The following is a 26,667-nucleotide window of genomic DNA, read 5'->3' as shown; positions in this document are numbered from 1 at the left end:
TGATTAAAAATTACATTTGGGATTTTGATGGGACATTGTTCGATACGTATCCGGCGATGGTTGAAGGAGTATCTCAAGCATTACAAGATTTTGGTATCGAACGACCAAAAAAGGAAATATATCGCGTGATGAAGCAAGAATCGGTGAGAAAACTACGAGAAAGTTATCAATTAGAAGAAGCCTCCTTCAATCAATTGTTTCATCAATATGAAGAACAATATCAAGAACTCTCAGTACCGTTCAAAGAGACTGAAATGGTTTTACGTCGTTTAAAACAGAAGGGAGCAAAACATTATATTTTAACACATCGTGTAACGGCTTCTACTTGGAAACTTTTAAAAGTCTTTGAGCTAGCAGATTTGATCGAAGAAGTGATTGGTATCGACCAAGGATTTGCCAGAAAACCAGCACCTGATGCAATCAGTCACTTGATAGATCGTTATCATTTAGACCCAGAAAAAACAATGATGATAGGGGATCGAAGATTAGATATTGAAGCGGGGATCAACGCAAAGATCCACACTTGCCTATATGATATCGATCATTTCTTAGGGGAGATTCCTGCCGACCATATTGTGGCGAATCTAGCGGATATTTTAGCAATCGAAAAGAATGCAGAATAAGTATCCCCTTTCAACTTTAGTTATGCTATAATTTAAACAGAGGAGTGATAAAATGGAAATTAGAAGACAAAAAGAAGTAGTAGAAGCTTTTCATTATGATTTTTTAAAACCTGATCAAGAGGTACAAACTGACTTAAAAGTAGGTTTTTCACCACTAAAAGAGACAATTGAAAACTATCCGAAAGAACATAGCATCGTTGGTGCCCGTTTAGAATTTCGTTTAGTATTTGATACATATGTGTTATCTGGAAGCGTTAGTCAAATCAACCACATCTTGAATCGCAAAGTCCAAGATCAAAATGATGTGACGCAAGAAGAGGTCGATGAATTAGTGGCCCCACTTTTTGAAATGGTCAAACGTCTGGCCTATGAAGTAACAGAGATCGCCTTGGATGCGCCAGGTGTGAAATTGAACTTCCAATCAGAAAAAGAAGAAAAAACCAAAGAATAAAATTAAGAGAAAACACCTGTGATAGTTATTAGCTATCACTGGTGTTTTTTTCTATTACTAATTGTAAGCAAAAGTAAGGAAAAATTTCGGAAAATAGTCTAGAATGAATAAGTCACTGAAAAAAATATTTTCAGGAGAAGAGCTGAAGAGTTCTTCTCGGGAACCTTTACTTCCTTAGATGGACTTGTCATTACAAATTAAGAGGAGGATGAAAATGACAACACTCATCACAGTTTTAGTGGTTCTAGTTTTTGCGGCATTATTATATGTGTTTTATCGTATGCAAAAGCGCCATGCAAAATTTTCAACGCGGGTTTACACTGCGCTAGCTGCCGGTATCGTATTCGGGGGCGCGTTGCAACTGATTTTTGGAGTAGAAAACGAGGTTATTACGCAATCCATGGATTGGATCAGTATCGTTGGGAACGGCTACGTTAGTTTCTTACAAATGTTGATCATGCCTTTAGTCTTTGTTTCAATCGTTGCGGCTTTTACAAAAATGAAAGTATCAGAAAAATTAGGTAAAATCAGTGCAACGGTGCTGACCACTTTATTAGCAACAACGGCTATTTCCGCATTGATCGGGATCGGTGTGACGATCGCATTTGGTCTTCAAGGTGCTGAATTTACGCAAGGAGCGGCCGAAACTGCTCGTATTTCTGAGTTAGCGACACGACAAGAAACAGTGGAAGGATTAAGTATCCCACAACAAATCTTGTCATTTATTCCTAAAAATATTTTTGCAGACCTTGCCGGAACTCGTGCAACAAGTACGATTGCTGTCGTGATCTTTGCGGCATTTGTTGGGGTTGCTTACTTAGGAATCAAACGAAAAGCACCAAAAGAAGCATCATTCTTTGCTGATATGATCGATAGCTTGTACCGTATCGTGATGCGTATCGTGACGTTAGTCTTGCGTTTGACACCTTATGGCGTGTTCGCATTGATGACGAACGTGATGGCAACAAGTGATTTTGATGCCATTTTGAACTTAGGTAAATTTGTGTTAGCGTCTTATCTTGCATTGTTTGCAGTGATGATCGTTCATTTCTTGATTTTGATCGGTGTGAAAGTCAGCCCGATCGACTACTTGAAAAAAACATTTCCAGTACTAAGTTTTGCATTTACTTCACGTTCAAGTGCGGGTGCTTTGCCATTGAATATCGAAACACAAACAAAAGCGCTTGGTGTGGATGAAGCCACAGCAAACTTTGCTGCCAGCTTTGGTTTATCGATCGGTCAAAATGGCTGTGCGGGTGTTTACCCAGCCATGCTAGCGACAATCGTTGCACCAGCAGCTGGAATGGATGTCTTTAGCATTCAATTCATCTTGCTTCTTGTAGCCATTGTAACAATCAGCTCATTCGGAGTAGCTGGTGTCGGTGGTGGGGCAACCTTTGCCTCATTGATCGTATTAGGTTCAATGAACTTACCAGTAGCAATCGTTGGTTTAGTTATCTCCGTTGAACCATTGATCGACATGGCTCGTACAGCTGTCAACGTAAGTGGCAGTATGGTAGCAGGTATTGTTACAAGTGCACGTATCAATGATCTTGATCGAGATGTGATCAAAGATGAAGCAAAAGTCGTTGACGTGAATGCTTAATAAAAAAAACAAAAAGCGAGAGCGAAATGCTCTCGCTTTTTTTACTCTGTAAATATATTCCGAAAAGTGAAAACTTAAAATAATTGATACAAAAATCTATAAAAATATAAGGTAACAAAAACTATCTAATACAATTCTTATTCACCGAAGGGTTATGTATTGCTATAATGAATGTGTAAGCGTTCTATACAGCCTATATTATTCGAGGAGGAACATTCAGCAATGATTCTTCACAAGCCCAGCAGTCCACTTCAAAAATTACCAGTGCAACCACCCCTTTAAACCAAGCATCATCGCTTCAAAATGACACACGTACAACGCTAATTGGCAATCAAGACATTCAAAGTAGCATAACGTCCGCCAAAAACTCAGCCAATCAAATTGCCTCAGCCATCTCAGGCGCAGCTAGTCAATTGCAAACTGCTGATACTAGTAAAAATAGTAATTTTAAAGATGAGTTGTATGAAGGAGACGAATACGAGGGAATATTTTTAGAAGGTAATCAATATTTATTAGCTAGTTCTGAAGGAGAAGTAACGATAATAGATATGATAAGTGAGGATCATGGTGTTAGTGTAAAAGACACCCGTGTAAAATTTACGGAAGAAAGTTTTATTATTCTAATAACAAATAAAGAAGAAACTCTTGACTGGATAAAAAAATATAGGGCGGATAAATAAAAATAGAAGAACTTTGAAATCAATGTTTTAATTAATGAAATTGTATCTTTTAAAACCACAGGAAATAATACAAGATGATTAATATAAAAAAAGTAAACTGAATAGATGAAGACTCAGGAGAAGCTGATATTTTACTTTCAGATGGCTTATATTCCATTGAATGTTTTTGTAGTGATTGTGATGTATCAGAAGGTGATATGTTCACAGATATAATTTATGGATTTAACATCAAACACATTGTTAAAAGTTTAAATGAAGAATATATAGTAGATAAAAAAACTGATGACTATGATATAGCATAGACTTGACTAGTAAAAGATGAGTTTACTTATAAAATGAATGACATAAATCACTTTTCTCATTCGTACCTCTCCAACATAGATTTTCAGTACCAGCTATGCTAAACTAGCTAGGACGAAAAAAGTGGAGGAATGAATAGATGTTTACAAATGAAATGAAAATCATGTTATACGTAGATGATGTTGAAAAAAATGCAAATTTCTGGCAGCAGATCGGTTTTGTTGTGTTGGATCGTCAAGAAATGGATGGTACATTGATTATTGAGATTGCCCAATCAAAAGATGCGGGTACTGCGTTTGTTTTATATGATCGTGAATTTATCGAACAGCATTCACCAGGTACAGCTAGTGGGGCACCTTCTTTGATGTTTTATAGTGAGGATATTTTTGGTTTATACAAAAAGATGCAACAATTAGAAGTGACATTAGGTGATTTAGTCCATTTAGGTGAAGAATATGTATTCAATTTTGCAGATCCCGATGGCAATTACTTTGCTGTGACAGGAAAATAACTTACTTAGTAAGAATGAAGCAAGAACTCCGACTGAAATTTTAGTCGGTTTTTTGTGTCTTTGAATACATAAGATTACGATATTTATATTATGTAAACTATACTTGCGCAAAAATACACAAGCAGAAATATCGTCATTTCATTTATACTTCTTTATACTGTTATGGAATGAATTGATGGAAGGAAGTAACTAAATGGATTACCAAGTACTACTATATTATAAATATACAACAATCACAGAACCTGAACTTTTTGCGAAAGAGCATCTTGCTTTTTGCCAATCACTAAATTTAAAAGGACGTATCCTTGTCGCAGAAGAGGGGATCAATGGGACAGTTTCTGGAACGATCGCAGAAACTGAGGCATACATGGAAGCGATGTTGGCAGATGAACGTTTTGCTGACACATTTTTCAAAATTGATCCTAGCGAGGGTCATGCCTTCAAAAAAATGTTTGTTCGTGCGCGTCCTGAACTAGTTTCACTAAAACTAGAAGATGACATTGATCCAAAAAAAATGACGGGCGCTTATTTGTCGCCTAAAGAGTTTAAAGAAGCGATTCTTGATGAAGATACGGTTGTGATCGATGCACGAAATGACTATGAATATGATCTCGGGCATTTTAGAGGAGCGGTTCGTCCTGATATCCGTAGCTTTAGAGAACTACCACAATGGATTCGTGACCATAAAGAAGAGTTTATGGAAAAACGAGTCGTGACTTATTGTACGGGCGGGATTCGCTGTGAGAAATTTTCTGGGTGGTTAGTGAGAGAAGGATTTAAAGATGTCGGTCAATTGCATGGGGGGATTGCGACCTATGGTAAAGATCCAGAAGTCCAAGGAGAACTATGGGATGGAAAAATGTACGTTTTTGACGAGCGTATCGCTGTCGATATCAATCGCGTAGATAAGCAGATCGTTGGGAAAGACTGGTTTGATGGTACTCCTTGCGAACGCTACATCAACTGTGGAAATCCAGAGTGTAATCGTCAAATGTTAGCCTCAGTGGAAAATGAAGAAAAACATTTAGGCTCATGTTCAGTAGCCTGTGCTAAACATCCGCATAATCGCTATGTCAAAGAAAGAAATCTATCTGCGGAAGAAATCGACGCTCATTTAGCAGCATTTGTATAATTTTTCTAAAAATCAAAGCTGACGTAGTTAGTGTTTATAAAATAAAATGAGAGTCATGAAATTTGTTCTTCAAATTTTCGTGGCTCTCATTTTCATCTGAAATCAGGAGATTTTTCTCTTAACTATTCGGAAATTGTTGCTACCTATGAGGATAAAATTGCGATATAATCAAATGAAAAGGTGGTGGTGTCATGAATAAACCATTTGTCTATGCAATCGGTGATGTCCATGGAAGTTATAATCTTTTTAAAAAGCTATTAACACATTATGATCCACATATTCATCAATTAGTCTTGATTGGTGATTTGAATGATCGTGGACCAAAAACAAAAGATTGCTTATTACTAGGAATGAAGTTAGTGAAAGAAACTGGTGCGGTCTACTTACGAGGCAATCATGAAGAGTACTTCTTACAGTTTCTCCAAGAACCAGAAGACTGGTATCCGTCTTACTTAAGAAACGGTGGAAGAGAAACAATGGAAAGTCTTTTGCATCCAGGTGCAGCAGAAGAATATTCACCAACTGAGATTGCCATGATGATTCGTTCAAGATATCGTGAATTGGTCGATTTTTTATGTAATTTGCCTTTATATTATGAATGGGAAAACTATCTTTTTGTCCATGCGGGTGTTGATCTAACTAAAAAAGATTGGCGTGATACTAGCCCTGGAGATTTTTTATGGATCAGAGAGCCTTTTCATGAGCATAAGAATCGGACTGATAAGACGATCGTATTTGGTCATACGATCACGCCATTACTCCATGGAGATATGCAGACAACTGATTTGTGGATACAAGATCAGAAAATCGGGATCGACGGTGGGGCTGTCTTTGGCGGATCGATGCATGGTGTCGTTTTTGAACCAACTGGAATCATCCAAGATATCGAGTATCAAAACAATCAAGGACCATGGCAACCACGTGATTGATCAGAAAAAGTTTTTGATAAAAGTGTATAGTTCTGATAAATAAGCCGAGAAACCCGAAATTTGTTCTTCAAATTTTTGGGCTTTTTAGCTTAGTCCTGAAGGTCAGATTTTGGAAAACCGATTATACATTTTCAAATTAAAAACAAAAATGAATTTTATTTTTGTTCTAGACACTGTTTAGTTACATTTAGAAATACCAGAATCTATGCTAAAATAAATCAGTATGATTTTTTGATTCTTGCTTTTTAATGAATAAACCGTAGTAGGAATCGATTTCGACTTAGAAAAGAGGCTATTTAATGACAGACAAAGTAAATCCAACGATTCTAGATCTTGTAAAGAAAGAATTGGCAGATTATCAAGCAAAACAGTTGACGACTGTTTTAAATCTATTAGCAGAAGGAAATACGGTGCCTTTTATTGCTCGTTACCGTAAAGAAATGACCGGAAGCTTGGACGAAGTACAAATCCGTGAAATTGAAGAGCGCTATGCTTATTTAGCAAATTTGGAAAAACGTAAAACCGAAGTCTTGCGTTTGATTGATGAACAAGGAAAATTGACTCCAGAATTACAACAAAGTATTACACAATCTGTAAAGATGCAACAAGTAGAGGATTTGTATCGTCCATACAAACAAAAACGAAGAACGAAAGCGACGATTGCGAAAGAAAAAGGGTTAGAACCTTTAGCAACTTGGTTATTGACCTTTTCATCTGAAGATGTTTTGACCGAAGCAACTAAATACGTCACTGAAGAAGTTCCGTCTCCTGAAGAAGCCTTAGAAGGTGCCCATGAGATCATTGCAGAGCAGGTAAGTGACAATGCAAAATTCAGAACATGGGTCCGCTCATATACGTACAATAAGGGGCTATACGAAAGTACCGTCAAGAACAAAGAAAATGATGAAAAAGGCGTATATGAAATGTATTACGAGTTTTCTGAACCAATTCATAAAATTGTTTCTCATCGCATCTTAGCAACCAATCGTGGAGAAAAAGAAGAAGTGTTGAAAGTCAATCTTACGGTTGATGAAGCTGCGATTTTAACTTATTTGGAGAAACAATTGATTCCTGATACAGCTTCGTCTTCTGCTAATTCTGTTCGTTTAGCGATTCACGATAGTTACAAACGATTCATCCAACCTGCGATTGAGCGGGAGGTCCGTAATGAATTGACCGAAAAAGCGGACGAGCAAGCCATCGCTATATTTGGTGAAAATCTGCGTAACTTGTTATTACAACCACCTTTAAAAGGGAAAGTTGTCTTAGGCTTTGACCCAGCTTATCGTACCGGCTGTAAATTAGCAGTGGTGGATGCGACTGGTAAGGTTTTAGCGATCGAAGTGATTTACCCACATAAACCGGCAAATCAAGCAAAAAGAGCCGAAGCAGGTCCTGCATTTGTGAAATTGATTGATCAGTACCACGTGGATATGGTTGCAATCGGTAATGGGACGGCGAGCCGTGAATCGGAGTTATTTGTGGCAGAACAGTTGAAGTTAGCCAAACATCAAGCGTTTTATGCCATCGTCAATGAAGCCGGAGCTTCTGTCTATTCCGCAAGTGATATTGCCCGTAAAGAATTTCCTGAGTTACAAGTCGAAGAACGGAGTGCAGTTTCGATTGCTCGAAGATTACAAGACCCGTTGGCTGAACTAGTGAAAATCGATCCGAAGGCTGTTGGCGTGGGACAATATCAACATGATGTTTCACAAAAAAGATTAGCAGAACAGTTGGATTTTGTTGTTGAAACGGCAGTGAACCAAGTAGGGGTCGATGTCAATACAGCGAGTCCTCAGTTGTTGCAACATATTTCTGGTCTAAATAAGACGACTGCTCAAAACATCGTAACGTATCGTGAAGAAAATGGTGCATTTGCTTCTCGAACGCAATTGAAGAAGGTCCCACGTTTAGGGCCAAAAGCATATGAACAAGCAATCGGTTTCCTACGTGTGCCTGGTGGCAAACATGTACTGGACAACACCGCGATCCATCCAGAGAGTTATGCAGTAGCAAAAGAGATCTTACAGGCAAACCAATTATCTGAAAAGGATTTAGGAACGAAAGAAGCAATTGAAAAATTAAGTCAGATTTCTCCACAACGCTTGGCACAACAAGTGCAAGTAGGTGAAGAAACATTAAAAGATATTCTTGAGGGGTTGACCCAACCAGGACGAGATATGCGAGATGAAATGCCTGCGCCACTTTTACGTTCAGATGTATTGAGTATGGAAGATTTAAAACCCGGCATGGAATTAAAAGGAACAGTTCGCAATGTCATCGATTTTGGCGCATTCGTCGATATTGGTGTGAAACAAGATGGTTTAGTCCACATTTCTAAATTAAGCAATAAATTCGTCAAACATCCAACTGACGTGGTTTCCGTTGGTGATGTCGTCACTGTTTGGATCGAACAAGTGGATACGAACAAAGGGCGTATCAGTCTGACGATGCTTTCGCCTTACGAGGATCAAGCGTGACACAAGAAGAATTGCAACAGTTAGTCGAAGAGATTTCTTGGACAAGCTTCCAGCGTCCGTTCATGCACCAAGCAATGTTCAACAAACGTTTGAAAACAACAGGTGGTAGGTATCATTTAAATGATCACCATTTGGATTTTAATCCGACGATGTTTGCAGTAGCCGATCAAGCAACGATCATCGGGATCATCAAACATGAGCTGTGTCATTATCATCTTCACTTGACTGGAAAAGGGTATCGCCATCGTGACTCAGATTTCAAACAGTTATTGGTAAAGACGGGTGGCTTACGTTATGCACCTGCTATTCCTTCAAATAGAAGGCAAAAAATCGAAGGATATCAATGCCAAAAGTGTGCTGAATGGATTTATCGTAAAAGGAAAATCAATACAGATCGCTATTTGTGTGGGCGTTGTAGAGGACGATTGGTATGGCAAAAAACCACGTACTTGGATGTTGAATAATTGTATGAGGAGAGAAACAGAATGACAGGTGAACCATCAAGAATTGCAGACTGGAATTGCTTATTGGATTTTTTAGCAGACCCTGACCCACAGGAGTGTTCGGAACTAAAAGCACCAACACTGATTTTAGCTGGGAATTGTCTGCCCGTCCTAGTAGATGAAGCAGCAAAGGCTTACTTGAACCAGCAGGTTGCGCAAATCGTTTTAGTTGGTGGGATCGGACATGCGACGAAGTATCTCTATAAAAATTTTGAAAAACAAGGATTCTTATTTGAACAAGGTTTAAGTGAAAGTGAGATTTGTGCCCGCTATTTGCTTGAAAAATATAGGTTACCTGAACAGGCACTATTGTTAGAAACGAAGTCAACCAATTGTGGCGAGAATGCTTCATTTTCTTACAATTTATTAAAAGCACAGGGCCCATTACCTGAACGTGTTCTTTTAATGAATGATCCCACCTTGCAACGACGAACAAAGGCGACTTTTGAGAAGAAATGGGGCAATGAGTCTATTCATTTTTATAATTATGTACCGATACTTCCACAAGTGACAGAAAGTACCAAGGGATTCAACTTCTCTGATCAAAGACTAAATGACTTGTGGCCTTCTGATTATTTCCAAGCCTTAGTATTTGGAGAAATAGTTCGTTTGAAAGATGATGCCCAAGGTTACGGACCTAATGGAACGGGATTTATCGGTCATGTCGACATCCCAGATGAGGTGTGGTCTGCTTATTTACGTCTCTTAGCGATGAATGAAAAAGTTTCGCTAAAAAGGTAATCAGGGCACTAATATTTAAGGAACTAAAAATCATCCGAATAAATTTGGTTGAAATTTTTTATTGTTTATAAGATAATGGGTTTCGTGTTGAATGTATGAATAAAATAATGGATGATAGTTAAGAGAAGAGGATTCAAATGAAAAATCAAGAAAATTTGTACCACTTTGTTGGTATTAAAGGCTCAGGAATGAGCTCTTTGGCACTTGTATTACATGAAAAAGGATTAAACGTCCAAGGATCAGATATCGAAAAATATTTCTTTACTCAAAGAGATTTAGAAAAAGCCAATATCTCTATCTTGCCGTTTGATGCAGAAAACGTCAAACCAGGAATGATCGTGATCGCCGGCAATGCTTTTCCAGATTCACACGAAGAGATCCAACGTGCAAAAGAGCTTGGATTAGAAGTGATCCGTTACCATGATTTTATTGCAGATTTTATCCAAAATTATACGAGTATCGCTGTCACTGGTTCCCATGGGAAAACAAGTACGACAGGTCTATTATCACATGTATTGACAGGGATTCGTCCGACAAGTTACTTGATTGGTGACGGCACTGGTCATGGTGATCCAGAGGCAGAATTCTTTGCTTTTGAAGCATGTGAATATCGTCGCCACTTTTTAGCTTACTCTCCTGATTATGTGATCATGACGAATATCGATTTTGATCATCCTGATTATTATACAAGTATCGATGATGTTTTCTCCGCTTTCCAAACGATGGCAAAACAAGTCAAAAAAGCGATCTTTGCTTACGGAGATGACGACTATCTAAGAAAGTTAGAAGCGGATGTGCCGATCTATTATTACGGTATGAATGAAGATGACGATATCCAAGCACGTAATATTGAACGTACGACAACTGGTTCAGCTTTTGATGTGTTCCATGGCGAAGAGTTTGTTGGACACTTTACAGTTCCAGCATTTGGAAAACATAATATTTTGAATGCACTTGGTGTTATCGCAGTTGCCTACTTCGAGAAGTTAGACGTGAAAGAAGTTGCTGACGAAATGTTGACATTCCCTGGAGTGAAACGTCGTTTTAGCGAGAAAATCGTGGCTGATATGACAGTCGTTGATGACTATGCTCACCATCCAGCAGAAATCAAAGCAACTATTGATGGCGCACGTCAGAAATATCCAGACAAAGAAATCATTGCAGTCTTCCAACCACATACATTTACTCGTACGATTGCCTTGATGGATGAATTTGCCGAAGCCTTAGATTTAGCTGACCGTGTGTATCTATGTGATATTTTTGGTTCTGCCCGTGAAGAACAAGGGGACGTTAAAATCGAAGACCTAGGGGCAAAAATCAAAAAAGGTGGTCAAGTAATCAAAGAAGATAACGTTTCGCCGTTATTAGACTACCACGAAGCAGTGATTATTTTCATGGGTGCTGGTGATGTTCAAAAATTTGAACAAGCCTATGAAAAATTATTGAGCAGTACAACGAAAAACGTTCTGTAATCATCTAAGTGAATAAAAGAAGTTAGCGTCAAAAGGGATTGTCAGGTGGCAGCCCCTTTTGGCGTTTATTTGTGGGTGATAGGTAGAGTTCTTTTTCAGTAATGTTTCGCCTGCTTATAGTGACCGTACGTATTCAATCGAATTAAGAAATCCTAAAGTATCCAGACAAAATACGAACGGTTTTTATTCAACTATGCTATAGTCTTCAATAAATAATGTACGATCATCGAAGTGATTGCTTACATAAGTGAAAGACCAAAGCATGTTCTGTAACTTGCGTTTTTTGTATGATTTGGTACAATTGGTACGAATGAATAAATAAACTGGAGGGTTTAAACTTGAACATAAGTAAACCGCGTAAATTAGGAAAAACAATCAATGAAATCGAGGAAGGCGACTCGTTATCTTTAACAGAATCAATTGAAGATAGTCAGTTATTATTATATTTAGGATTAACAAACGATGCCAATCCTTTATATATCCAACATGATTTTGCACAGAAAACGGAATATCATCAACCCATTGTTCCAACTGTGATGTTAATGGGAATCATAACAAGTGCAGTGTCAAAACACTTGCCTGGTCCAGGTTCTCATGTGGTGAATTTTTCAGCTAATTTTGTCGAGCCGGTTTTTCATTATGAAACATTGACTTTTCAGTTTGAAGTCATTCGAGTGGATAAGATGAAAAATGTTGTGACTATTTCAGTGGAGGCCACGAATACACAAGACAATCGTGTATTAGATGCAGTAGTCATGGTACAACCACCAGAATTAGAACAAGAATTAACTCTTGAAAGTGAAGGTGAATAAGATGAACAATCAAATCATATCAAATAGTATCAACCGCTTTTATGCGAAAGTCTACGGATTTTTAGGAATCGGTCTAGCGCTGAGTGCGATCACTTCCTATTTAGCGATCCAAGTTTTTCCTTATCAAGTAGCAAGCTTCATCAATAATTTTCCATTAGGTTTTATGGGATTATGGATTGTCCAAATCATTTTGGTTTTAGTTTTAGGAGCAAAAGCACAAAAAAATCCAAGCTTAGCAATCGGTGGATTTATCGCATATTCCTTATTGAATGGTATCGTTTTAGCTGTTACATTAGCTTTTTATGATATCGGAACGATCACAACTGCTTTTATTTCAGCAACTGGGATGTTCATTGGGATGTCAGCAATCGGGATGTTCACTAAAAAAGATCTATCAGGTGTGGGTCGTGCCGGAATGGCAGCGTTGATCGGTGTGATCATTGCGATGGTCTTGAATGTTTTTATTTTAAGAAGTAGTGCAGTTGAACTGTTCATCTCATTACTACTTGTCGTGATTTTTGCAGGTATCACTGCTTATGATAACCAAAAGATCGCAAATGTATATGTTCAATCAAATGGACAAGCAAATAGTGGGATTGCCGTATTCTTGGCACTTCAACTATATCTAGATTTCATCAACTTGTTCTTGGCATTCTTACGAATCTTTGGACGTAATAACTAAGCAATAAACGAAGAGCAAGATAAAAATATCTCTCATATGAAAAGAAAGAATCCACAGAATTTGATCGTCAAATTCTAGTGGGTTCTTTTTTGGGTCCTCGATACCAGTAATCACTATTTTTATCCTAAATTACTTTGTTCGCAATCTAGGATAAACGGTATTCAAAAAGTAAGACTGGTGTCTTACGCCTTAGTACGTACCGCTTTTCTAACAACCTTTTGCCTGTCCGTTTTTTCTTTTCGCATTCTTTGGCATTCTTTGTTAGAATGAGTAAGAACTTTATAGTAAGGAGTTAAGCGGATGACTAAAAATAAATTATTACTCGTTGACGGAAATAGTGTGGCCTTTCGTGCATTCTTTGCGTTGCACAATTCGTTGGAACGTTTTAAAAATCGTAATGGGTTGCATACCAACGCAATCTATGCGTTTCATAATATGTTTGAAAATGTCATGCAAAAAGAACAACCAACGCATGTTTTGGTTGCTTTTGATGCAGGGAAAACAACATTCCGAACAGAAATGTACGCAGAATACAAAGGTGGCCGTTCAAAGACACCGGGAGAATTCAAAGAACAAATGCCTTATATCCGTGAGCTTCTAACCGGTCTGGGTGTGAAGTATTACGAGTTACCGAACTATGAGGCAGACGATATCATCGGTACTTTGGCAGAAAAAGTGGATAAAGAAATATTCGATGTAGTTGTCTTGTCCGGTGACCGAGATTTAACACAATTGGCATCAAAAGAAATCAAAGTCGATATCACTGTGAAAGGTGTAAGTGATATTGAAAGTTATACGCCAGAATATGTGGCGGAAAAATATGATGGCCTTACACCGAAACAAATCATCGATATGAAGGGATTAGCAGGGGATGCTTCAGATAATATCCCTGGCGTAACAAAGATCGGTGAAAAAACAGCGATCAAATTATTGAATCAATATGGCTCTGTTGAAGGGATCTATGAACATATCGACGACATGAAACAAAGTAAGATGAAAGAAAATCTGATCAATGACAAAGAGCAAGCTTTCTTGTCCAAAAAATTAGCAACGATCGATACCGATGCGCCAGTAGAAGTGGATATTGACTCCCTTGCCTATCAAGGAAAAGACTTAGATAAATTGGTGCCTTTCTTCAAGGAAATGGATTTCAAACAATTTCTTGCTAAATTAGATGTGGTCGAAGAACAAGTAGAAATGAAAGATATTTTGTTTGAAGTGGTCCATGAATATGATGAGAGCATGTTCCAGACAAATATGGCTTTATATGTTGAGATGATGGGCGACAACTATCATACAGAAGACATCGTTGGTGTGGCATGGGGAACACCAGAGAAAATCTATGTGACAAATGACTTAGCGATTTTTGAAAATGAAGCCTTTCTTTCATGGGTCGGGGACAAGACTCGTCTGAAAAATGTATATGATGCTAAGCGTACGTATGTGGCATTGAACCGCTATGCAACGAAATTACAAGGGATCGACTTTGATGTCTTACTAGGTGCTTATTTATTGGATACGAACGAGAAAAGTGAGGACATCGAAGGGATAGCGTCACATTACGGGTATCATGATATCCAATCGGATGAAGCAATCTACGGAAAAGGCGCGAAGAAAGGTCTACCAGAAGATGAAGAAGTTTTCTTTGCCCACCTAGCACGAAAAGTTTCAGCAATCAATGGTTTGACGCCTAAACTAAGTCAAGAATTAGCAGAAAAAAATCAAGAAGATCTTTTCCGAAAAATGGAATTACCTTTGTCGATCATCTTGGCTGAAATGGAAATCAGTGGGATCAAAGTGGATGCGACTCGTCTTCAAGAAATGAAAATCGAATTTTCGGATCGATTGAGAGAGATCGAACGAAAAATCTATGAAGAGGCTGGAGAAGAATTCAATCTAAACTCACCTAAACAATTAGGTGTGATCCTTTTTGAAAAGATGGGTCTTCCAGTGATCAAAAAAACCAAAACAGGCTATTCGACTGCGGTTGATGTCTTAGAACAATTGCGTGAGCAAGCACCGATCGTTGACGATATTTTGATTTATCGCCAAATCGCTAAAATCCAATCGACCTATGTCGAAGGTTTACTGAAAGTGATCCAATCGGACGGGAAAGTCCATACTCGCTATGTTCAAACATTGACGCAGACAGGCCGTTTGAGTTCAGTTGATCCCAACTTACAAAATATTCCGATCCGTTTAGATGAAGGTCGCAAGATCCGTCAAGCATTCGTTCCTAGAAACGAAGATTGGTTGATCTATTCTTCTGACTATTCTCAGATCGAATTACGTGTATTGGCGCATATCTCAGATGACGAGCATTTAAAAGCTGCCTTTTTAGAAGGACAAGATATCCATTCAAGTACAGCAATGCGTGTGTTCGGCATTGAAAAAGCCGAAGACGTCACACCAAATATGCGTCGTCAAGCGAAAGCAGTCAATTTCGGAATCGTTTATGGAATTTCTGATTATGGGTTATCACAAAACTTAGGCATTACGCGTAAAGCGGCTCAACAATATATCGATACGTACTTTGAAAAATATCCAGGTGTCAAAGAATACATGGAGCGTATTGTTCGTGAAGCGAAAGATCAAGGTTTTGTAGAAACGTTATACCATCGTCGTCGCTATTTACCAGATATCAATTCAAGAAACTACAACATTCGTTCATTTGCCGAACGAACAGCAATCAATACGCCGATCCAAGGAAGTGCGGCGGATATCCTGAAAATCGCCATGATCGAATTGGACAAACGCTTGAAAGAATCGGACTTGCAAGCGACGATGTTACTTCAAGTGCACGATGAATTAGTCTTTGAAGTGCCAGAAAGTGAATTAGAGATGTTAGATAAATTAGTCAGCGAAGTAATGGAACAGGCGGTTGCTTTACATGTTCCACTGATCACAGACAGCAGCTGGGGCAAAACATGGTATGAAGCCAAATAATTCTTTACTTTTATACCGATAGACAAACATCGAGGGAAAATCTTGGATCGGGTTCGTTCGATGCAGGAGTAGATTGTGACAGAGCTGTCCAGCTCTGAGAATAAGGCGAGAAACCCGAAAATTGTTTTTCAAATTTTTGGGTTTCTTGGCTTATTTCTGAAGTAGTTGCTTCGGGGACACTGTTTATCAAGGTTGTGACAAAAGCGTTTTGATCTGAGCAGTAAGATAGAAAAATGAAAAATAGCTTTTCATATTTTTACAATTTTTAGCTTAATGTTGAAGGTCAGCTTATGGAACACCGTTTATTCTGTTTTAAGTTCAGGAACAAAATAGCTTTTATTTTTGTCACAGATAAGTTCGATTCAAAATCAAATAAGTGAAAATTGTAGGTGAGAAAAAGGATGCCCGAATTACCAGAAGTTGAAACTGTCCGTAGAGGATTAGAAAAATTAGTGAAAAACAAAAAAATAAAAAACGTCCAAGTGCTATGGCCGAAAATCATTGAACAACCGGAGGTACCGATTTTTGAAGCAACGTTAATTGGTGAAACGATCGAATCGATTGGTCGCAGAGGGAAATTTTTGATTTTTCACTTGAGTCATTATGAAATGATTTCCCATTTACGGATGGAGGGGAAATATCAATATTTTGAAAAAGAAGAACCGATCGACAAACACACACATGTGATTTTTTCTTTTGAAGATGGCAGCCAATTACGATACCACGATGTACGGAAATTCGGCCGCATGACGATCGTTGAAAAAGGAGCGAGCAATACCTATAAAGGAATCTTGAAATTAGGTCCAGAGCCTTTACCAGATTTATTCTTATTAAAAGACTTTACCGTAGGGCTACAAAAGTCACACAAAGCCATCAAACCTTTATTACTTGATCAAAAGTTGGTCACAGGACTAGGAAATATCTACGTAGATGAAGCATTATGGGAAGCGAAGATCCATCCAGAGCAACCAGCTGATTCTTTACGCCCAAAAGAAATCAAATTACTCCGTCAAGCAATCATCGATGTGTTGTCACGAGCAGTTGAAGCAGGGGGAACAACGATCCGAAGTTATCTCAATGCGTTAGGTGAGTCAGGGAGTTTCCAAGTGGCTTTACATGTCTATGGACAGACAGGAGAAGCATGTATTCGTTGTCAAACACCAATCGTGAAAACGAAAGTTGCGCAAAGGGGGACGCACTATTGTCCAACATGTCAGAAATTAAGAATACCCAAGTAGGATTTGTTTTAGGTTTGACAGGGGGAATTGCGACAGGCAAGAGTACTGCCGCTGCTATTTTCCAACAATATGGCTTTCCAGTGATCGATGCCGATATAGTGGCAAGAGAGGTCGTTGAACCGGATACGCCAGGACTTCAAGCGTTGGTTCAAGCATTCGGCAAAGAGATCCTCCAACAGGATGGTCAGTTAGATCGGGCAAAACTTGGACAATTGATTTTCGGCTCTGTCACTGCACGTGAGCAATTGAATCAAGTATTAGATCCATTTATCCGTGGGAGAATCACTGAAGAAATCATAGAGAAGAAAGCACAATATCCGTTGATCGTTGTCGATATTCCTTTATTGTTTGAAGGACAGTATGATACACATATGGATGCCGTCGCAGTTGTCTATATCCCAGAATCTCAGCAAATCGAACGCTTGATGGTACGCAATCAATTATCGAAGCAAGAAGCAGAACAACGGGTGAAAAGCCAACTGTCAATCGAGGAAAAGAAACAACGTGCGGATATCGTATTCGATAATCGCCAAACCAAGGAAGATTTATCCGCTGAAATCAAAAAATGGTTGTTGCTTAATCGCTTTCTTTGAGTAAATCGCAACATTTTGCTATGCTATTTATATAAAGAAAGAGGGGGAGATGATACGATGGGTACATTCAAAAACCAAAAAGATAAAGTAGTAGGTTCTGCGAAAGAAAAAATTGGTGAGATTCTCCACAAAGAAGATTTACAGGAAAAGGGACAGATCCAAGCAGAAGAAGGTAAAATTCGTGAAGATGAATACCGGGCGAGAATTGCTGAGTTAGAAGACCAACATGTCGAAAAAGAATCCAAGCGACAGGACTTAACCACAGAACGCAAAGATCCAGAAACAAGTCCTGAAGTAAACCAAGACCCCCAAGTCGATCATCGTTCAACAGAACAAAAAATCGAAGAAGAACGAATGAAACATTACACGGGAATCGAAGATAAACTATAAGGATTACCCAAGCATTGATTAAAATAGAAAATCAAAAAGAAACAGGCTGGTGCTGAACGCCAGTCTGTTTTCGTTCGTTGAGATAAAACACAACAAATCTTTCAGTTCAAGCGATTTTTTAACTGGGACAGTCGCATTGCTTAATTGTTTCATGTTATACTAAAGTTAGTAATAAGAAAACGTTTATTACGATCCACTTGAATTAGTTCAATAAAAAATCAGTGGAAAAAAATCTAAAACAATAAGCAGTGAAGTTGTGAAAATCACTTTGAACTGAGCAATAAGATATAAATTGAAAAAATCCTTTTCATATTTTATAATTTTTAAGCTTAGTGTTGAAAACCAGCCTTTTTAACACCAATGATTCATAATTGGTGTTAAAAATCAACTGATAGAACAACTTCATATGGTACATTCAAATAAGCGATCAAACTACACCAAGAGAGGTGAAAATTACGATGAGATGTCCTAGATGTCAACATAATAACTCAAGAGTGATCGATAGTCGTCAAGCTGACGATGGTCGAGCGATAAGAAGACGCCGTGAGTGCGAAAAATGTTCCTTCCGTTTTACAACCTTTGAACGAATTGAAGCGGCACCTTTATTAGTCATCAAGAAAAATGGTGAACGAGAAGAATTCAATCGTGACAAGATTTTACGTGGATTGATCCGTTCTGCCGAAAAACGGCCAGTAGCGATGGAACAAATGGAACAGATCGTCAACCATGTTGAAAATCGTGTAAGAAGTCTTGGCGAAAATGAGGTTTCAACTAATCTGATCGGTGAATACGTCATGGAAGATTTAGTGAACTTAGATGAAATCGCCTATATTCGTTTTGCGAGTGTCTATCGTCAATTCAAAGATATGTCTGTCTTTTTGAAAGAATTACAAGACATTGTTGATAAAGCAAAAGATACGAGTAATAGTGAAAATGATGCGTAATTAATAAAGGAGGGAGCATTCCTTGGAAAATGCGTGGAAAGAATTACAACCGAAAAATATTTACCAAGGAAGAAAAAGCAGTCCTTTAAAAGAAGAAGGAAAGTCTGCCTTGTTATCCCTTTACCAACCATTGATCGGGGGAGAAGCGTTGAGTCTTTACTTGACGTTGTATTCGGAGATCTCGCTAGAAACTGGCGTAGGTCCTGAAGGATTACACGCCGATTTATTGGGTAGTCTAAGTTGTGGATTACCGCAATTTTATGAGGCACGAAAAAAATTAGAAGGAATCGGTCTTTTAGAAGTCTATTTCAAAAAAGATGAAAATTTGGGTAATTGTTTTCTTTATGAGTTGCTAGAACCGATGGACGTTCCTACGTTTTTCAATGACACGTTACTTTCTTTTTTACTTTTAGAAAAAGTTGGCGAACGTCGATTCAACCAATTGACGGAATTATTTAAGCCAAAAAATCTTTCGCATGAAGGCTATCAAAAAATCACTAAGAAGTTTTTGGAAGTTTATCGGTTCAATGAAACAGTCTATGCAGCAAACCAAGAACAAGTGGAATCGATCCAGCAACAATTCACAACTGTTGAACCCAAATCATTGATCGCAGATTCAGACTCGTTTGACTGGACGTTTTTAACCGATTGGTTGAAGAAACAACACATCAATCAGTTGACAGAACCAGTTCTGCAACAAGCGAAAACATACCAACAACTCTATGGCTTCGATGAACTGACTTTAGGAGAGTTGCTTCTACAGTCATTTGATTTTACGACAGAAGAAGTATCTTTAAAAGAACTCCAACGGATCGTCTTGTTACGGCAGCAACAGCAGAATACGTTGCGACAATCGAGCAACACTCTGGTTACCGATCAGTCTGCTGAAACAGGTGTCCCTGTCAATCAGGCGTTGCCTAGTGCTGCACAACAATTGATCCAAGTCGCACGCCAAACCCCACCGATGCGTTATCTCGAAGCGATAAAAAAAGAAAAAGGCGGGTATGTTTCCAAACAGGAAAATTGGTTGTTGCAAGATTTGGTCACTCAATCCGGTCTGTCTAGCAGTGTCATCAACATTTTGATCAACTATGTGTTAGTTATAAAAAACCATGCGAGCTTAAATGCGAGCTTCGTGAATACGATCGCTAATGAGTGGGCGCAAAAAAAAATCAGTACGCCAGAAGAAGCGATTGAACATCTCCATACCTTGAGTACGAAAGCGAAACAACCGAAAGCGTCAAAACAAAACAACACGTCAAATTATCGTCGAAATGTAAGGCGAGAAAAATTGCCTGATTGGGTCAATCAACCAAAAGACGAAACGCAAATCAGTACAGAGAAAAAAGCCGAGATCGATCGTCGCTTCAAAGAGTATCTGGCTAAAAAGGAAGGTGAGAGCTAATGGAAGATGTGGGAAAAGAACTGAAGAAAATCATCAGTAAACGCAACTACCAAGAAAAGTATTCCGAGATGATTGCTGAAGTTTTGAATGATGCGGATGTTCAAGCCTTTCTGTCAGCCCATCAAGACCGATTGACGCAAGCGGATATCGAAAAAAGTTATGCCAAACTCTATGAGTATGTCCAAGAAAAAAGAAAATATCAAACGAACGATCCAACCATGATCGCTCCCGGATATGAACCAAAATTGACATTGAATTTCCACTATGTCGACGTCACCTACGTGCCGACAGAAGCACTCTTAGCTCGTCAAAAACAAGAAGAGATCAAGAGTCGTGTGAAAGCAATGGATATGCCCAAAGACATTCAATCTGCTTCCTTTGAAAATTTCGAACGAACAGATGGACGTGGCTATGCAAGCTTGGAAGCATTAGACTTCGTTGAACAATATTCAGCTGATCCTAAAAGCTTTCACAAAGGGTTGTACTTGGTCGGAAGTTTTGGTATCGGGAAAACCTATCTTTTAGGTGCAACAGCGAAAGAACTGGCAATCAAAGGATTCACCACAACGTTGGTTCATTTTCCAACATTTGCAGTGGAAATGAAGCAAGCCATCGGTAAAGATCAAGTGGCTGAGAAGTTAGATGCGGTGAAGAAATCGCCGATCTTGATGATCGATGATATTGGAGCGGATGCGATGAGTAGTTGGATCCGTGACGAAGTATTTGGTGTCATCTTACAGTATCGGATGCAAGAACAATTGCCAACGTTCTTTTCTTCAAACTTCACGATGAACGAATTAGAACAGCATTTGACGGTGACACAACGAGGCGATGAGGAACCGTTGAAAGCCAAACGGATCATGGAACGAATCCGCTATTTGACAAAAGAAATCGAAATGACAGGCCGAAATCGCCGAAATGGCTAATGTCATTAAATGATTTTTACAGAAACAGGTTGGAGTATCTACTCAACTGTCACTGTTTTTCACCTTTTCAATAAAAATTCATAAAATGAACAAAGTTAAGATGAAACGAATCCATGGACTTGAAGAAATAACCGGATGGGATCATCAAAGCAGTAACGCAAGAAATTACACGGAGGATGTATGATGAAAGCTATTTTAACTGGTCTAGTTGCTGCCGGTCTCTTGTTTGCATTGGCAGGCTGCGGCAACGAAGAAGGAAGTACAGGTTCAATCGATTCGATCAATGCAGAATCGACAGTGGAAACAGATAGTTCTACCGAACAAAAGCAAAGTGTGTTTACAGGTACGATCGAAAGCTTCGGCGAAGCGGAAGGTGATGTATACCAAATCACCGTCAAAGATGTAGAAGAAATAGAAGATCCAGCAAATATCGGTACGTCCTTCAGCAATGATGGGGTGATCTTAAATGCTTCAGTGGATCAAATCACTGGTGGTGTCGATTCCTTGAAAGAAGGAGAAAAGATCGAATTTAAATTGGTAGAAATGGCGGTCATGACGATGTCGATCCCTCCACAAGTTCCTGGAAATTCGATCATTGAGATCACTGCCCAATAAAAAAAGAATCAATCGAAATCTTTTGATTACTTGCTAAAAAAAGACTGGGATATTTTCCCAGTTCTTTTTTCTATTGAACATAAACTAATGTTATGATAGGGATAAGAACAATAGTTATCATAAAAATGTAAATAAGTAGGATAACTTTAATAAGTAAGTGTTTGTCTAAAGTCATGACAAATTGGATGACATCCAAACATTCAGTAGTTAAGGAGTGGAAAAATGAATCACACAGAGTTATCGAAACGTCTTGAAACTGTCGGACGTTTTGTACCGGAAGCTGCTCGTTTAGCAGATATCGGTTCAGATCATGCGTACTTACCCGTCGCATTGATGCTAAAAGGGAAAATCGACTTTGCTATAGCTGGAGAAGTCGTTAAAGGACCTTTTGAATCGGCAAAACGACAGGTGATGAAAAATGGACTGTCTGAGCGAATCGAGGTACGCTTGGCCAATGGATTAGAGGCCATCGAAAAGGACGATCAAATCAGCGCGATCACGATTGCTGGCATGGGAGGCTCTTTGATTCGCGACATCTTAGAATCTGGTCGACAAAACCAGCGCTTATCGGGAGAAGAACGTTTGATTCTACAGCCCAATATTGGCGAAAAAACTTTAAGAACGTGGCTGAAAGAAAATAACTATCAGATCATTGCAGAAGAAATCATCGAAGAAAACAAAAAAATCTATGAGATCATCGTAGCTGAAAAGAAAGAACAGCCCATCGACTATTCTGAAAAAGAGCTGATGTTTGGGCCATTCTTACTCGAAGAGAAAAACGCTGCTTTTTCGGCAAAATGGCAACGTGAGCTTAAACAACGTGAAGTGATCTTAGAGCAATTAAAAAATGCGAGTGAACAAAACAGATATGAGACAATCCAACAAGAGGTGGAATGGATCAAGGAGGTTTTATGACATGTCCATTAAAGCACAAGATTTCATCAAAAAATTTGAAAGCTATTGCCCGCAATGGTTAGCAGAAGAAGGCGATCCAGTTGGGTTGCACATCGGCACCTTGGACAAACCGATCCAACGTGTGATGATGACTTTAGATGTCCGACCAGAAGTGGTGGCAGAAGCCATTGAGAAAAAGATCGATCTTTTGATTGCAAAACATCCCCCGATTTTTAGACCAGTCAAACGCTTGATTACTGATTCTCCACAAGAAAAAATGTACGCTGATTTGTTGAAACATGATATTGCAGTCTATGCTGCCCACACAAACATGGATATCATTGAAGATGGGTTGAACGATTGGTTTTGTGAGCAATTAGGAATTGAGGTCACAGGTCATCTTGTTCGAACACATGAACGTGGCTACAAAAAATTGATCAGTTATCTTCCAGTGGAGGATGCTCCGCGTTTAAGAGCTGCCTTAGCAAAAGCGGGGGCCGGAGAACAAGGAGAGTATGATAGTACAAGTTTTACCTCGATTGGCCAAGGTCGATTCCGTCCAAAAGCTGGAGCGAATCCAACAATTGGTGAAGTCGGCCGTGGGGAACAAGTCCAAGAAGCCAAAGTCGAAGTGATCTTCCCAGAAAATATAGAAGAGAAAGTCTTACAAGCGATGTTTGCAGCACATCCTTACGAAGAACCAGCATTTGATTTGTTCTCGATCGATGCACCAGTTAAAACCTGGGGATTAGGTCGTATTGGGGAACTAGCAAAAGAACAGAGCTTGGATAATTTCGCAGCCCATGTAAAAGAAGTTTTTCAATTGGAAGGTTTACGTGTGGTTCGCCCAACGACAAGTCCACAAAAAATGATCAAACGAGTCGCTATTTGTGGTGGAAGTGGTGAGAAGTTTTATCCCGCAGCCTTGGCTCAAGGAGCGGATGTCTATATTACTGGCGATATTTATTTCCATACAGCGCAAGATATGCAAAGTGCGGGATTAGCTGCAATTGATCCTGGCCATTATATCGAATCATTGTGTAAGGAAAAATTTGTAGAGAAGTTTGAAAAGTGGAAAAACGAAGAGAATTGGACGGTTGACTTTTTTGTTTCAGAAACATCGACCAATCCATTTGAATTTAAATAAAAAGGAGAGTCATTTATGTACGAGAACTTATTACCGCGATTTTTAAGATATGTCAAAACGGAAACACAATCCGATCCAACAAGTCATACTACGCCATCTACCCAAACGCAAGTAGAGTTTGCGCAAGTTTTGAAAAAAGAATTAGAAGATCTAGGCTTGTCTGATGTAACATATAATACAGAAAACGGTTTTGTGATAGCTACACTACCTAGTAATATCGATCATGACGTACGTTCGATTGGTTTTATTGCTCACATGGATACAGCTGATTTCAATGCAGTAGGTGTAAATCCTCAGATCATTGAAAATTATGATGGAGAATCAACGATCGTTCTAGATAAAGAAGGGCGCTTTACCTTGAATGTCAAAGATTTCCCTAATTTAAAAAATTATGATGGCCATACGTTGATCACAACTGATGGTACGACATTATTAGGCGCAGATGACAAAGCAGGTATTGCAGAAATCATGACAGCTATGGAGATTTTGTTGAAAAATCCTTCCATTCCTCATGGGGAGATCAAAGTCGCTTTTGGTCCAGATGAAGAAATCGGAGTTGGTGCGGACAAATTTGACGTAGAACAGTTCAACGTGGATTTTGCTTACACGATCGATGGTGGACCTTTAGGAGAGTTACAATACGAAACGTTTAGTGCAGCGCAAGCAAACATCACGATCCAAGGGAAAAATGTCCATCCCGGTACAGCGAAGAATACAATGATCAATGCTTTACAATTAGCGATTGACTTCCACAATGAATTACCAGCTGATGAAGTTCCTGAAAAAACAGATGGTTATGAAGGATTCTTCCATTTGATGGCTTTGAATGGTAGTCCAGAAGAGGCGAAAATGAGCTATATCATCCGTGACCATAAACGTGAGTCATTTGAAGCAAGAAAAGCAATGATCACAAGCATTCAAGAAAAAATGAATCAACGGTTTGACCAAGAGCGTATTCAAGTAGAAATGTATGATCAATACTACAATATGCGTGAAATCATCGAAAAGGATATGAGTATCGTTGATCTAGCTGAAAAAGCAATGATCGAACTAGACATCAAGCCAGTGATTGAACCGGTACGTGGTGGGACAGATGGCTCAAAAATCTCTTATCTGGGGATACCAACACCAAATCTATTTGCAGGTGGCGAAAACATGCACGGACGTTTTGAATTTGTGTCTCTACAAGTCATGGAAAAAGCGACAGATGTCATTGTTAAAATCGCGGAGTTGAATACGCAGGTGTAATTGATCCGTTTCATTGATAAAAAAGATTAAATTTCAACCAATAATCTCACATTATTGGTTGATTGCTACACTGCATTGACATATGATTGATTCGAGGCTATTTTAGTCAGTGCTCGAATCACTGTTCATGGGGGAGGGTGAGCGTTTATTTCGCATCCACTCCCTTTGTTTTTTGCAGGAAAGTAGGAGGAATATGGTTTATGAAGAAGTTACTGGTATTTTATAACAAAAGTTCAGGAAAGGATGAAGGGGAACAATTAGCAGAATGGTTCAAGGAGTACGTCGCAAAACACCGACCAGAACTAGAGGTTTATCTAACAGAAACTGGACCGTCGATCAAAGATGAAACATTGAGGAAAAAAGCAAAAGAACATGAGGTAGATACACTAGTCATCATTGGTGGTGATGGCACGATCCACCATATCATCCAAGCATTCCAAGATGAATTAGACCATTACCATGTTGGCTTATTACCTGGTGGAACGATCAATAACTTAGCGAAAGTGTTAGGCATTCCTTTTGAGAAAGAAGAAGCAGCAGCAATGATGTTAGAGGAATCGATCCGCAAAATCGATTATGGGAAAGTGAATGATAAAGTAGTCATTTCTACTTTGACTATTGGCATATTAGCAGACACAGCGGTCTGGATCAGCCAAAAAGAAAAGCAAAAATATGGTTCATGGATCTTTATCAAACGTTTCGTAAAATTATTGCTAAAAAAGAAAAAATATCATTTGGATATCAAAACGGAAGAAGAGCATTGGAAGGGAAAAGCACAGTTGTTGACGATCACGATGTCCAACTCAGTAGGCGGTTTTACTGGTTTCGATGATTCTGCTGCGCCAGATGATGGCAAGTTCCACATCACCATCGTGCCCTCATTAGATTTTTTCCGGTTTGCATTTTATCTCCCACGTATGATCAAAGGTAAGATCTATTCTGTTCCTGGAATCAAATATCTGACAGCTAGTCAAGTCAATATCCAGGCACGAGAAAAGAAAGTGACGACTCGGACGGATGGTGATACTACAGATGACTTACCGATCGAATTAAAAGTCATCCCAGAAGGTATAACGATCTATGTACCAAAAGATGAGCAATAATTGGAGGAAGTTGATGGAAGTATTGATGCATAATCCCTTATGGTTTTATTTATTCATTGTGAATGTTTATCTATTTGGCTTGATGGGTTATGATAAACGTCAGGCAAAAAAAGGCGCTTGGCGTGTACCAGAAAGTAATTTGTTGTTTGTTAGCTTGTTAGGCGGTGGTTTGGGCGGTTTGTTCGCACAACGCATGTTTCGTCACAAAACTAAAAAAAAGAAGTTCACGATCGTTTTCATGTTAGGAATCATGATTGATCTCGTCTTGATCTATTTTTTCCATTAAGGAGTCGTAC

The 26,667-nt window shown here is 38.8% G+C and carries 26 protein-coding genes and 1 pseudogene; all 27 read left to right on the top strand.

The genetic code is table 11. From position 1 onward, the window contains the following. The first annotated feature begins 2 nt into the window (after window positions 1-2). The 27 genes and pseudogenes from IGK01_RS07595 to IGK01_RS07465 all read left to right on the top strand — a co-directional run bounded on the left by IGK01_RS07595 (window position 3) and on the right by IGK01_RS07465 (window position 26,657). Complete coding sequence (locus IGK01_RS07595) at window positions 3-623, top strand: HAD-IA family hydrolase (RefSeq protein ID WP_196228153.1); 621 nt, start codon at window positions 3-5, stop codon at window positions 621-623. Between the two features lie 52 nt (window positions 624-675). Beyond that, window positions 676-1,074, top strand: a complete 399-nt coding sequence (locus tag IGK01_RS07590; RefSeq protein WP_010735294.1) for a DUF1149 family protein — start codon at window positions 676-678, stop codon at window positions 1,072-1,074. A gap of 214 nt (window positions 1,075-1,288) precedes the next feature. Next, window positions 1,289-2,680, top strand: coding sequence for an L-cystine transporter (locus tag IGK01_RS07585; protein WP_019724480.1), 1,392 nt, complete (start codon window positions 1,289-1,291; stop codon window positions 2,678-2,680). 197 nt (window positions 2,681-2,877) lie between these two features. Next, window positions 2,878-3,093: pseudogene (locus IGK01_RS07580) on the top strand (TIGR04197 family type VII secretion effector); the annotation flags it as partial. Beyond that, entirely contained in the window at window positions 3,094-3,360 is a 267-nt protein-coding gene (locus tag IGK01_RS07575) for a hypothetical protein (RefSeq protein ID WP_409173420.1), read from the top strand. 439 nt (window positions 3,361-3,799) lie between these two features. Continuing rightward, window positions 3,800-4,171 carry a VOC family protein gene (locus IGK01_RS07570; RefSeq protein WP_010735300.1) on the top strand — a complete coding sequence of 124 codons (372 nt, stop codon included), beginning with the start codon at window positions 3,800-3,802 and terminating at the stop codon, window positions 4,169-4,171. 193 nt (window positions 4,172-4,364) lie between these two features. Beyond that, window positions 4,365-5,303, top strand: a complete 939-nt coding sequence (gene trhO, locus IGK01_RS07565; RefSeq protein ID WP_438748127.1) for an oxygen-dependent tRNA uridine(34) hydroxylase TrhO — start codon at window positions 4,365-4,367, stop codon at window positions 5,301-5,303. A 191-nt stretch (window positions 5,304-5,494) separates the two neighbouring features. Then, window positions 5,495-6,232 (top strand): metallophosphoesterase, encoded by a 738-nt coding sequence (locus IGK01_RS07560; RefSeq protein WP_438748125.1) that lies wholly within the window; start codon window positions 5,495-5,497, stop codon window positions 6,230-6,232. Window positions 6,233-6,531: 299 nt separating this feature from the next. After that, window positions 6,532-8,712, top strand: coding sequence for a Tex family protein (locus IGK01_RS07555; protein ID WP_409173419.1), 2,181 nt, complete (start codon window positions 6,532-6,534; stop codon window positions 8,710-8,712). After that, window positions 8,709-9,176 (top strand): SprT family protein, encoded by a 468-nt coding sequence (locus IGK01_RS07550; protein WP_010735304.1) that lies wholly within the window; start codon window positions 8,709-8,711, stop codon window positions 9,174-9,176. The genes IGK01_RS07555 and IGK01_RS07550 overlap by 4 nt, the downstream gene beginning before the upstream one ends. Window positions 9,177-9,197: 21 nt before the next feature. After that, window positions 9,198-9,956: a YdcF family protein gene (locus tag IGK01_RS07545; protein ID WP_023519770.1), complete on the top strand. Its 759-nt coding sequence runs from the start codon at window positions 9,198-9,200 to the stop codon at window positions 9,954-9,956. A gap of 137 nt (window positions 9,957-10,093) precedes the next feature. Further along, the gene (gene murC / locus IGK01_RS07540) at window positions 10,094-11,428 is read left to right on the top strand and encodes a UDP-N-acetylmuramate--L-alanine ligase (RefSeq protein WP_010735306.1); all 1,335 of its coding nucleotides are present in this window, start codon (window positions 10,094-10,096) and stop codon (window positions 11,426-11,428) included. Between the two features lie 338 nt (window positions 11,429-11,766). Then, on the top strand, window positions 11,767-12,240 hold the full coding sequence (locus IGK01_RS07535) for a MaoC/PaaZ C-terminal domain-containing protein (protein ID WP_010735307.1): 474 nt from the start codon (window positions 11,767-11,769) through the stop codon (window positions 12,238-12,240). A 1-nt stretch (window position 12,241) separates the two neighbouring features. Next, the gene (locus IGK01_RS07530; RefSeq protein WP_019722650.1) at window positions 12,242-12,922 is read left to right on the top strand and encodes a Bax inhibitor-1/YccA family protein; all 681 of its coding nucleotides are present in this window, start codon (window positions 12,242-12,244) and stop codon (window positions 12,920-12,922) included. A 300-nt stretch (window positions 12,923-13,222) separates the two neighbouring features. Continuing rightward, a complete protein-coding gene (gene polA, locus IGK01_RS07525; RefSeq protein ID WP_438840629.1) occupies window positions 13,223-15,868 on the top strand; it encodes a DNA polymerase I in 2,646 nt (881 codons plus the stop codon). Between the two features lie 401 nt (window positions 15,869-16,269). After that, window positions 16,270-17,106 carry a DNA-formamidopyrimidine glycosylase gene (gene mutM, locus IGK01_RS07520; RefSeq protein ID WP_010735310.1) on the top strand — a complete coding sequence of 279 codons (837 nt, stop codon included), beginning with the start codon at window positions 16,270-16,272 and terminating at the stop codon, window positions 17,104-17,106. Then, window positions 17,079-17,699 (top strand): dephospho-CoA kinase, encoded by a 621-nt coding sequence (gene coaE, locus IGK01_RS07515; protein WP_349519738.1) that lies wholly within the window; start codon window positions 17,079-17,081, stop codon window positions 17,697-17,699. The genes mutM and coaE overlap by 28 nt, the downstream gene beginning before the upstream one ends. Before the next feature lie 57 nt (window positions 17,700-17,756). Further along, window positions 17,757-18,089 carry a hypothetical protein gene (locus IGK01_RS07510; protein WP_010735312.1) on the top strand — a complete coding sequence of 111 codons (333 nt, stop codon included), beginning with the start codon at window positions 17,757-17,759 and terminating at the stop codon, window positions 18,087-18,089. Window positions 18,090-18,547: 458 nt separating this feature from the next. Further along, a complete protein-coding gene (gene nrdR / locus IGK01_RS07505; RefSeq protein WP_010735313.1) occupies window positions 18,548-19,033 on the top strand; it encodes a transcriptional regulator NrdR in 486 nt (161 codons plus the stop codon). Window positions 19,034-19,055: 22 nt separating this feature from the next. Continuing rightward, window positions 19,056-20,438: a replication initiation and membrane attachment family protein gene (locus IGK01_RS07500; RefSeq protein ID WP_438840628.1), complete on the top strand. Its 1,383-nt coding sequence runs from the start codon at window positions 19,056-19,058 to the stop codon at window positions 20,436-20,438. Beyond that, window positions 20,438-21,364: a primosomal protein DnaI gene (dnaI, locus tag IGK01_RS07495; protein ID WP_010735315.1), complete on the top strand. Its 927-nt coding sequence runs from the start codon at window positions 20,438-20,440 to the stop codon at window positions 21,362-21,364. Before IGK01_RS07500 ends, dnaI begins: the two co-directional genes overlap by 1 nt. A gap of 183 nt (window positions 21,365-21,547) precedes the next feature. Continuing rightward, window positions 21,548-21,979, top strand: coding sequence for a hypothetical protein (locus tag IGK01_RS07490; protein ID WP_010735316.1), 432 nt, complete (start codon window positions 21,548-21,550; stop codon window positions 21,977-21,979). Between the two features lie 222 nt (window positions 21,980-22,201). Then, window positions 22,202-22,894, top strand: coding sequence for a tRNA (adenine(22)-N(1))-methyltransferase (locus tag IGK01_RS07485; protein ID WP_137072496.1), 693 nt, complete (start codon window positions 22,202-22,204; stop codon window positions 22,892-22,894). 1 nt (window position 22,895) lies between these two features. After that, window positions 22,896-24,020: a Nif3-like dinuclear metal center hexameric protein gene (locus IGK01_RS07480; protein WP_010735318.1), complete on the top strand. Its 1,125-nt coding sequence runs from the start codon at window positions 22,896-22,898 to the stop codon at window positions 24,018-24,020. Between the two features lie 15 nt (window positions 24,021-24,035). Next, window positions 24,036-25,268, top strand: a complete 1,233-nt coding sequence (pepT, locus tag IGK01_RS07475; protein ID WP_010735319.1) for a peptidase T — start codon at window positions 24,036-24,038, stop codon at window positions 25,266-25,268. A gap of 200 nt (window positions 25,269-25,468) precedes the next feature. Continuing rightward, complete coding sequence (locus IGK01_RS07470; protein ID WP_409173415.1) at window positions 25,469-26,371, top strand: diacylglycerol/lipid kinase family protein; 903 nt, start codon at window positions 25,469-25,471, stop codon at window positions 26,369-26,371. A gap of 13 nt (window positions 26,372-26,384) precedes the next feature. Continuing rightward, window positions 26,385-26,657, top strand: a complete 273-nt coding sequence (locus tag IGK01_RS07465; RefSeq protein WP_409173414.1) for a DUF1294 domain-containing protein — start codon at window positions 26,385-26,387, stop codon at window positions 26,655-26,657. Window positions 26,658-26,667 lie beyond the last annotated feature (10 nt).

The organism is Enterococcus sp. AZ080, assembly GCF_051714945.1.
GTDB lineage: Bacteria > Bacillota > Bacilli > Lactobacillales > Enterococcaceae > Enterococcus_B > Enterococcus_B pernyi.
This window is presented reverse-complemented; position numbering and strand designations above follow the sequence as displayed.